Annotated in this window: 1 rRNA gene; it reads left to right on the top strand. The window is 52.5% G+C overall.

The features are described from left to right. Positions 1-936, top strand: a 23S ribosomal RNA gene (locus FE782_RS33470); the annotation flags it as partial.

Raw genomic sequence — 936 nt, 5'->3', positions numbered from 1 at the left:
CACGGTGGATGCCCTGGCAGTCAGAGGCGATGAAGGACGTGCTAATCTGCGATAAGCGTCGGTAAGGTGATATGAACCGTTATAACCGGCGATTTCCGAATGGGGAAACCCAGTGTGTTTCGACACACTATCATTAACTGAATCCATAGGTTAATGAGGCGAACCGGGGGAACTGAAACATCTAAGTACCCCGAGGAAAAGAAATCAACCGAGATTCCCCCAGTAGCGGCGAGCGAACGGGGAGCAGCCCAGAGCCTGAATCAGTGTGTGTGTTAGTGGAAGCGTCTGGAAAGGCGCGCGATACAGGGTGACAGCCCCGTACACAAAAATGCACATGCTGTGAGCTCGATGAGTAGGGCGGGACACGTGGTATCCTGTCTGAATATGGGGGGACCATCCTCCAAGGCTAAATACTCCTGACTGACCGATAGTGAACCAGTACCGTGAGGGAAAGGCGAAAAGAACCCCGGCGAGGGGAGTGAAAAAGAACCTGAAACCGTGTACGTACAAGCAGTGGGAGCACGCTTAGGCGTGTGACTGCGTACCTTTTGTATAATGGGTCAGCGACTTATATTCTGTAGCAAGGTTAACCGAATAGGGGAGCCGAAGGGAAACCGAGTCTTAACTGGGCGTTAAGTTGCAGGGTATAGACCCGAAACCCGGTGATCTAGCCATGGGCAGGTTGAAGGTTGGGTAACACTAACTGGAGGACCGAACCGACTAATGTTGAAAAATTAGCGGATGACTTGTGGCTGGGGGTGAAAGGCCAATCAAACCGGGAGATAGCTGGTTCTCCCCGAAATCTATTTAGGTAGAGCCTTGAGCGGACACCTTCGGGGGTAGAGCACTGTTTCGGCTAGGGGTCCATCCCGGATTACCAACCCGATGCAAACTGCGAATACCGAAGAGTGATACTCAGGAGACACACGGTGGGTG

The organism is Paenibacillus antri, from assembly GCF_005765165.1.
GTDB lineage: Bacteria > Bacillota > Bacilli > Paenibacillales > YIM-B00363 > Paenibacillus_AE > Paenibacillus_AE antri.
The sequence above is the reverse complement of the archived record's forward strand: the minus strand, read 5'-3'. Positions and strand labels throughout refer to the sequence as shown.